The sequence below is a fragment of the Sphingobium sp. L-44 genome (genome assembly GCF_056859495.1).
Window position 1 is genome coordinate 84,513 of the sequence record NZ_JBSXOQ010000122.1, and the last position, 8,141, is coordinate 92,653.

Annotated in this window: 8 protein-coding genes; 4 read left to right on the forward strand and 4 right to left on the reverse strand. The window is 65.0% G+C overall.

Going from position 1 to position 8,141, the window contains the following annotated elements; genetic code table 11:
* Positions 1 to 31: 31 nt before the first annotated feature.
* Genes AC13EK_RS23795 through AC13EK_RS23810 form a run of 4 tightly spaced genes read left to right on the forward strand, consistent with a single transcriptional unit; the run spans position 32 to position 5,367 of the window.
* Positions 32 to 2,542 (forward strand): TonB-dependent receptor plug domain-containing protein, encoded by a 2,511-nt coding sequence (locus AC13EK_RS23795; RefSeq protein WP_069335514.1) that lies wholly within the window; start codon positions 32 to 34, stop codon positions 2,540 to 2,542.
* A 13-nt stretch (positions 2,543 to 2,555) separates the two neighbouring features.
* Positions 2,556 to 3,920 (forward strand): LLM class flavin-dependent oxidoreductase, encoded by a 1,365-nt coding sequence (locus tag AC13EK_RS23800; protein WP_069335515.1) that lies wholly within the window; start codon positions 2,556 to 2,558, stop codon positions 3,918 to 3,920.
* Between the two features lie 41 nt (positions 3,921 to 3,961).
* Positions 3,962 to 4,642: a DOPA 4,5-dioxygenase family protein gene (locus AC13EK_RS23805; RefSeq protein WP_069335516.1), complete on the forward strand. Its 681-nt coding sequence runs from the start codon at positions 3,962 to 3,964 to the stop codon at positions 4,640 to 4,642.
* Entirely contained in the window at positions 4,642 to 5,367 is a 726-nt protein-coding gene (locus AC13EK_RS23810; protein WP_069335517.1) for an SDR family oxidoreductase, read from the forward strand. Before AC13EK_RS23805 ends, AC13EK_RS23810 begins: the two co-directional genes overlap by 1 nt.
* On the opposite strand, the gene AC13EK_RS23815 is transcribed toward AC13EK_RS23810, so the two are convergent.
* From AC13EK_RS23815 to AC13EK_RS23830, 4 genes are read right to left on the reverse strand one after another with little or no spacing between them, the layout of a single operon-like run.
* Complete coding sequence (locus AC13EK_RS23815) at positions 5,364 to 5,756, reverse strand: 4Fe-4S dicluster domain-containing protein (protein ID WP_069335518.1); 393 nt, start codon at positions 5,754 to 5,756, stop codon at positions 5,364 to 5,366. The genes AC13EK_RS23810 and AC13EK_RS23815 overlap by 4 nt on opposite strands.
* A complete protein-coding gene (locus AC13EK_RS23820) occupies positions 5,753 to 6,739 on the reverse strand; it encodes an FAD-binding protein (protein ID WP_234791889.1) in 987 nt (328 codons plus the stop codon). Before AC13EK_RS23820 ends, AC13EK_RS23815 begins: the two co-directional genes overlap by 4 nt.
* Before the next feature lie 45 nt (positions 6,740 to 6,784).
* Positions 6,785 to 7,348, reverse strand: coding sequence for an FAD-dependent oxidoreductase (locus AC13EK_RS23825; protein WP_234791890.1), 564 nt, complete (start codon positions 7,346 to 7,348; stop codon positions 6,785 to 6,787).
* Positions 7,345 to 7,716: a hypothetical protein gene (locus AC13EK_RS23830; RefSeq protein ID WP_069335519.1), complete on the reverse strand. Its 372-nt coding sequence runs from the start codon at positions 7,714 to 7,716 to the stop codon at positions 7,345 to 7,347. Before AC13EK_RS23830 ends, AC13EK_RS23825 begins: the two co-directional genes overlap by 4 nt.
* Positions 7,717 to 8,141: the final 425 nt, after the last annotated feature.

Consider the following 8,141-nt stretch of genomic DNA (forward strand, 5'->3'; position numbering starts at 1 on the left):
CGTCACGAACATCTTAAAAAAGGGGGAATTTATGCGACATGAGATCAGCCGGTCGATTTTTGGCGCGCGACTTCAGTTATGGCTTTCCACCGCAACCCTGGCCGCGCTCGGGATCGGTTCGTCGGCGCTTGCGCAGGAACAACCTGTCCCGGCCCCAGCCCCAACCGATGCCAATGCCAATGCCGAGGGGACGATCGTCGTCGTCGGCAACCGCAGCCGCGCGACCACCGCGCTGGAAAGCCCGGTGCCGATCGATGTGATCGACGAAAGCCAGTTGGCGACATTGGGGGCAAACAGTTCGCTGCGCGACGCACTGGGCGTGTTACTGCCTAGTTTCAACTCGCTAACCGTCAGTTCCTCGTCCTGGAACAGCGTAGCGCGTCCAGCCGGCTTGCGCGGCTTGGGCGGGTCGCATGTGCTGGTGCTGGTGAACGGCAAGCGGCGCCACAATAGCTCGCTGCTCAACCTGTCGACCGGCAGCGTCGACCAGGGTGCCAATTCGGTCGATATCGACCTGATCCCGGCGGCCGCCATCAAACGGATCGAGGTGCTGCGCGACGGCGCGGCCGCCCAATATGGATCGGACGCGATCGCCGGCGTCATCAACATCGTGCTCAAGGATGACGACCATGGCGGCACGCTGACGGTGAACGGCGGCAAGCGCTACAGCTACCGCGGCAATTCCGACGGGCGTAATATCGAGGCAGGCGGCAATATCGGTTTCAAGCTGGGGCCGGACGGGTTCGTCAACATTGCCGCCAGCGCCAAGGACAATAATCATGCCCGCCGCGCCATTCCCGCGACCGGCGCCTTCTATTATCCGCTGGCCAATGGGCAGCCCGACCCGCGCGAGAGCCGGGACAAGACGGTGTTTACCGGCGGCCTGCCCGACCTGCGCGCACTGACGATCCTCTATAATGCAGAACTGCCGCTTTCGCCGGCCGCAACCCTCTATTCCTCCTCGACCTGGTCGACGCGATCCGCGATCATCGGGCAGAATTTCCGGCGCCCCAATTCCACCAATGCGGTGCTGTCCATCTATCCCGATGGCTATGCGCCCAACTACACGCTGGACGAGAATGATTTCCAGATCCTCGCCGGCATCAAGGGCGAAGCGGGGGGCTGGAGCTGGGATCTGTGCAGCACCTATGGCGAGAACCGGTCGAAGAACGGCTCTACGGAGAGCCTCAACGCCTCCTTGGGCGATGCAAGTCCAACCGAATTCTGGACCTTCACCGCGAAGTTCGCCCAGTGGACCAACAATCTCGACATTTCCAAGGGCGTGGACATCGGCCTCGCCGAACCGCTGAAAATATCCTTCGGCGCCGAACATCGCTACGAGCGCTTCCAGACCATCGCCGGCGACCCGGAAGCCTATGCCAACGGCCTTTACCAATATCCCGCCGGCACGCCGCTGGCCGGCCGCTATGCCACCATTGGCGCGCAGGGGGCCATCGTGCTCACGCCCGAGGATGCCGCAAAGCTGACCCGCAACAGCTATGCCGCCTATGTCGACATGGGCATCAATCCGGTGCCGCGCTGGTTCATCGGCCTCGCTGGTCGGGCCGAACATTATGACGACAGCGCCGGCGACACGCTGAACGGCAAGTTCACGACCCGCTACGACTTTGACGATCATTTCGCGATCCGCGGCACGATCAGCAACGGCTTCCGCGCGCCATCGCTGGCCCAGTCCGCCTTTGCCCAGACATCGAACCAATATACCACCGTCAACGGTGTCCAGACCTTCATCACCGCCAAGTCGGTGCGACCGGGCACGCCGATCGGCGATGCGCTCGGCGCCAAAGCGCTGACGCCGGAGAAATCCTTCAACCTGAGCGCCGGTTTCACCTACAGGCTGGGCACGCGCTTCAACCTGTCGGTCGATGCCTATCAGATCAAGCTGGACGATCGCATCGCCCAGACCGGCTATCTGACGGGCGCGGGCGTCAGCGCCATCCTGGTCGCCAACGGCTTCGACCCCAATTATTCGGTGCGCTATTTCGCCAATGCGATCGACACCCGGACCCGCGGTGTCGAAGCGGTGGCCAACTATCTCCAGCCGCTGGGCGAGGACAAATCGATCCGCTTCACGCTCGGCTATAATTACAACAAGACCAAGATCACGCGCGTGGCCGACAATCCGCCGGAACTGGCGGCGCTCAACCTAACATTGTTCGACCGTCAGGCGCAGGGCTATATTTCCGGCGACCTGCCCAAATCGAAGGTGATTCTGGGTCAGGACCTCAAGCTTGGCAATCTCCAGCTCAACCTGCGCGAGACTCGTTATGGGTCGGTCGCTTTCCTCGGCACCACGGCTGCGACCGACCAATTCTACGGAGCCAAATGGATCGCGGACATCGACCTGTCCTTCCAGGCGACCCGCAACATCAACGTCGCGATCGGCGCGAACAATTTCTTCGACACCTATCCCGACAAGAACACGCTGTCGGATACCAACGGTTTCCCGCCCTATCCGGCCCAGTCCCCGTTCGGCTTCTACGGCGGCTATTATTATGGCCGCGTGGCCTTCAGCTTCTGATGGAGACGCAGGCATGACCCACCCCTCCGGCACGCTCAAGCTCGGCGCCTTCCTGTCGGGGCACGGCTCGCATAATGCGAGTTGGCGCCTGCCGGAGGCAGATGTCGATGCCTCGCGCAGCTTCGCCCCCTATGCCCGCGTCGCCCAGAAGCTGGAACAGGGACTGTTCGACGCGATCTTCCTCAACGACAGCGTCGCCATTCCCGATCTCGACGCGGATTCGCTGGCCCGCTCGGCACAGGGGATGCGCTGGGATCCGCTGACGCTGCTACCCGCGCTGGCCGTGGTCACCAGCCGGATCGGCCTCATCAGCACGGCCAACACCACCTATAACGAACCCTATACGCTGGCCCGCCGCCTCGCCTCGCTCGATCATCTGAGCGCGGGACGAGCCGGCTGGAACCTCGTCACCTCGCTCGGCGGCGGCGAGAATTTCAACCGCGAGGACCATGTCCTGCATGCCCAGCGCTATCGGCGCGCGGAGGAGTTTTTCGACGTCATCACGGGCCTGTGGGACAGTTGGGAGGATGACGCCTTCGTCCAGGACAAGCAGAGCGGCATCTGGGCCGACCCCGCCAAGCTCCACCGGCTCGACCACAAGGGCCCCCATTTTTCGGTGCAGGGGCCGCTCAACGCAGCCCGCCCGGTTCAGGGCTATCCCGTCATCGCTCAGGCCGGATCATCCGATGACGGGCGCGAACTCGCGGCACGGACAGCGGAGATCATCTTCACCGCCGCCCAGACGATCGACGAGGCGCTGGCCTTCGGCGCGGACATCACGGCGCGCCTCGGCCGCCATGGTCGCAAGCGCAGTGACGTGCGCATCCTGCCCGGCATATCGGTCTATGTCGGACAGGATGCCGAGGAAGCCCGTGCCCGCTACGAAGCGCTTCAGGATCTGCTCGATCCGGTTTCCGCGCTCAAGGGCATATCCCGCTTCGTCAATATCGGCATCGACCTGTGGACTCTGCCGCTGGACGAACCGGTCGTACTGCCCGCCGCAATCCCCGTCACCAACACGCACAAGAGCCGCCAGCAACTGGTGATCGACCTGATCCGCCGCGAACAGCCAACGGTGCGGCAATTGCTGCGCAAGATGGTCGCCGGCGGGCATCGCATCCTGTTCGGCAGTGCGCGCGACATTGCCGATGACTTTGAGCATTGGTTCCGCGCCGGCGCGGCCGACGGGTTCAACATCATGTTCCCCGACCTGCATGGATCGGTCGACCGTTTCGTCGAGGAGGTTGTCCCCGAACTGCAGCGGCGCGGTCTGTTTCGCACCGCCTATGAGGGCGCCACGCTGCGCGACAATCTGGGCCTCGATCGCCCGGACAACCGCTTCACCCGTCCCCCGCCAGTGGCGGCTGTCAGGAACTGAGCGGCGCTTCATCCCCAAGATCTTAGAACAAGGAAACGGACATGTCCCAGACCCATGACCCAATCGACCAGCATTGGGCCGATCTTCTCTCCCCCGGCCGACGGCAATTGCTGCGCGCCGGCGGACTGGCGGCTGCCGGTGGCCTGATCGGGGCGCCGGCCTTTGCCGCCGGTCCTGCGCCCTCTCCCGCCGCCATCGCCGCCCATACGGGCAAGAGCCCCTGGGGCTATGCTACTACCACGGAACCGACACCCCGCCCCCTGGCGGTGCGACCCGGCGAGGAGCATGGTCTACCCGATCGGCCCCGCGCCTATACCGATATCAAGAGCTACCACGCCCATATCTATTTCGACGAGGATAGTTACGAGAAGGCAGTCCGCATCCGGCAATGGACGGCGGAACGCTTTGCGGTGGAACTGGGCAACTGGAATGCGGAGCCGCGCGGCCCGCATGTCACGCCATCCTTCTATTTCGGCTTCGGCACCGACCTGCAGCCGCTGATCCTGCCCTGGCTCCAGCTCAACAGCCTGGGCCTGACCATCCTTGTCCATCCCAATACCGACGATCCGCGCGCCGACCATCTCCATTATGCCCTGTGGGTGAACCGGTCGCAGCCGGTCAACGCCTATGGCATGAAGAAGCCGGACCTTGCGGCTGGCGAGCCGGCGGTAGAGCAAATCTATCCCAATACCCAGCCGACGGTCGCGATCGAGCGTAGCTGATGGGCGCTGCGACGGAACAAGCGGGCCGGCATTATGCCATCGTCGGCGGCAGCAGCGGCATCGGCCTTGCCGTGGCGAAATTGCTGGTCGCGCGCGGCGACAGGGTGCTGATCGGCGGGAGATCGCCCGACCGATTGTCCAGCGCCATCGCGACATTGGGGGATCAGGCCTCCGCCCGTCCCATCGACACCGGCGATCGCGCGTCGATCGCGGCCTTCTTCACCGATGTGCCGGCACTCGACGGACTATTCACCCCGGCCGCCAACTATCGCACCGGGGCCTTTCGTGACGGCGATGTTGACACAAGCGAGGCACTATTCGATGCCAAATTCTGGGGGCAATATTGGACCGTCCACGCCGCCTTGCCGCTGTTGAAGCAAACAGCATCGGTCGTGCTGATGTCGGGTGCGGCCTCGGTCAGGCCGATCGGTGCCCCGGCCTATGCCGCCTGCAATGCAGCGCTGGAGGGGTTGGCGCGTGGCCTCGCGTTCGAATTGTCCCCGATCCGGGTCAATTGCCTGTCGCCTGGCACAACCGACAGCGCCCTGTGGCGGGGGCGCCCCGCGCCGCAACGTGAGGCCGCCTATGCCCATTGGAACGGACTCTGCCTGACCGGGCGCCCCGCCCATGTCGAGGAACAGGCACATTCTGCCTTGTTCCTGCTCGACAATGGCAACATGACCGGCGCCACCCTGTTCTGCGATGGCGGCTATAGTTTCCGCTAGGCGATGTCCGTGTCCGCCCGTCGCGCGGCATAACGGCGGGCGGCAATCTCCGCCCCTTCGCGCAACAAGGGGCCGAGTTGCCAGAAGTCCTGCAGATGCGGCGCCTCGGGCGGTGCATCGCGATCCCAGCCATAATCATGGCGTAGCCGCCCGACATGCCCCATGGCCAGCGCCTCAGCGGCGGACAGGCTTGGTGCGCCCTCCTGCTCGGGCGCGACATAGAGGGCATCGGCCGGGCAATAGAGCTCGCACATGAAACAGGTCTGGCGCTGGTCCAGCCGTGCGATCAGCGGCACCCCGTCAGTTCCGGCATCGAAGACATGGGTGGGACAGGCCGTCACGCAGCTCTGGCAACCGGTGCAGCGCTCCTCGAATATCTGCGCGATCATGCGGCGATCCCCTGCGCTGCGGGCCGTTCCGGACGGGTCCAGACGTGATTCAGCCCTGCGACCAGCAAGCGGCTCTGCTGCGCCGGATCGGTCCCCGGCCGATCGATGCGCATATGCATGCCGCGACTTTCGTCGCGCGCCAGCGCCGCCGCCAGGACCCAGCGCGCACACGCCGCCATTGCCGCATGTTCGCGCAAGGCCACCGCCGCCAGCCCCTCCGCACGGCCATGATCCGCGATCGTGCGCCAGACTGCCTCGACCGCGTCCCGGTGCCGCACGAGCTTGTCCGCGCTGCGCCACAGCGCTGCATCATAGCCGATGGTGGCGGCCTGGATGATCGGCAGACCCTCACGGGCGTCGGCGAGCCGTGCGGTGGAAGCGGGGCGCAGGCCTGCCGTGCCGGCCACCTGCACCGGCGTGTCGCCTCGTCGTCCGGTCCGACGTGCATGGGCCGCCGCAGCGGCGCCGGCGATCCGGCCAGAGGTCAGCGCCCAGGCGGCATTTTGCGCGCCGCCGCCGCTGGTGGCGCCGGCAACCAGTTCGCGCGTGGCGCTGTCACCCGCCGCATAGAGATTGGCGACGCTGGTCTCGCAGCCGTCGCCGACGATCTGCAGCTCGCCGGTGCCGCGGACCGTGCCTTCGCCGAATAGTCGCACCGGGAAGCGATCGCGAAACAGATCGATCCCCTTGCGCTCGAACGGCGCGAGCGAGGCGGGCTGGATGCGGCGCAGGCCCCGTTTGAGGGCGTCCGGCGCCTCGGACAGGTCGGCCAGGACGGGTCCAGCCTCCAGCGCGTGGGCCAGGGCACGCAGATGCGCCGCCTCCCCGCTCATCGGTGGCGGCACGTCCAGTTCGCGGCCTTCGGTATCGAAGAAGCGGGCCGCGAAATAGGGCAGCGTCCGGGTCGAATTCCAGGCCGGCGAGAGGGAATAGGATACGGAAAATTCCATGCCCGACAGCGCAGCGCCGGCCTCCGCCGCCATCAACAATCCATCGCCGCTATTGCCATGGCTGCCGATCAGCCCGGATCAGAAGGCGCAGCCGCCAGTCGCGATCACGACTGCACCCGCGCGCACTGTCCAGGCCTGTTGCTTCAGCCGCGCATAGCCGGCCGCCCCCGCCACCGATCCATCGGCATGCAGCAGCAGTTCCAGCGCAGGATGATGATCCAATATGGTGACACCGGCATCCTGCGCAAAGCGACGCAGGGCACGCATATATTCCGGCCCGCGCACACCGGAGTAGAAAGTGCCGCCCTTGCCGTCGCCGGCGAAGGGATAATAGCCCGCCAGTTGCGGCAGGGCACGCCAGCTTTCATCGATGATACGCGCCATCCAGGCCCGTTCGGCCAGGCCGAAGCTGCGGGCGTAACGCTCCTCGATCGCGGCCTCGCGCCGGCCAGGCTCGGGCGCGACCCACCAATGATTGGGACCGCCGGTCGCCGTGACGCCGCTGGTCCCGACAAAGCCCTTATCCACCAGCAGCACGTCGGCGCCCGCCTGTGCCGCCATGATCGCTGCCCAGCAGGCGGCCATGCCACCGCCGATGATCAGGACATCGGCGCTGCGCGTGATCGGCGCGGCTTCGCTCATTCGGCGGCAATAGCGGCGGGCGAAGGCGCAATGCCGCTGTAGCGGTTTTCCGGCACCGGCAGGCCAAGATGGCCGCGCAGCGTGTCATGCGCATATTCGGTGCGGAACAGGCCCCGCGCTTGCAGGATCGGCACCACCTCCTCACGGAAGCGGCGGAACGGTTCGGGCGAACCGGCGAATTGCGAGCGCCAATCACCGAAGCGATCGACGGCCAGGCGCAGTGTCACACCCGCCTCCTGCGCTGTCTGGATGATCCGCTTGGCCTGCCCCATATAGCTGTGGTCGAGCGCTTCGCGACCGGCGTCTTCGATCGCGCGAGCCTTCTCATCTGATAGGCTCGGGATCGAGCCAACTCGACTGGTCGCCACCCGCCCCCTCCAGGATCGCGCCCTGATGCAGTTGGCTGTGCGTTTCGTCGGCCATCGTCGCCTCCCTTGGATGAGACGAGCGTAACCGTGCGGGCCCCACCGGCATAACGAGAGCTTCTCATAGGCTGTTGTGAAAGGCTGATGAACAGGTTGTTGCAGAAGAATGCAACGAAAAGGCCAAGTTCATTAGTTACGGATTACCTCCGAAAATGCTGCTCAAGTGACGTTGATTTTCTAAAAATCCGCTTCCTGTTGACAGTGTAGGAACGCGTCCCGTCCGGTCAGCGGGTCACGTCCGTCAATGTGGTGTAATTTCGGTGCTGGCCATCGGGCTGCATTTTCAGGCGGCCTTGGGTGTAATCTGTAGCGGCTGAACCTCCTCGGTTATGGGTGTGGCAAGGGCGGCCATGCCCTCGATCTGCATG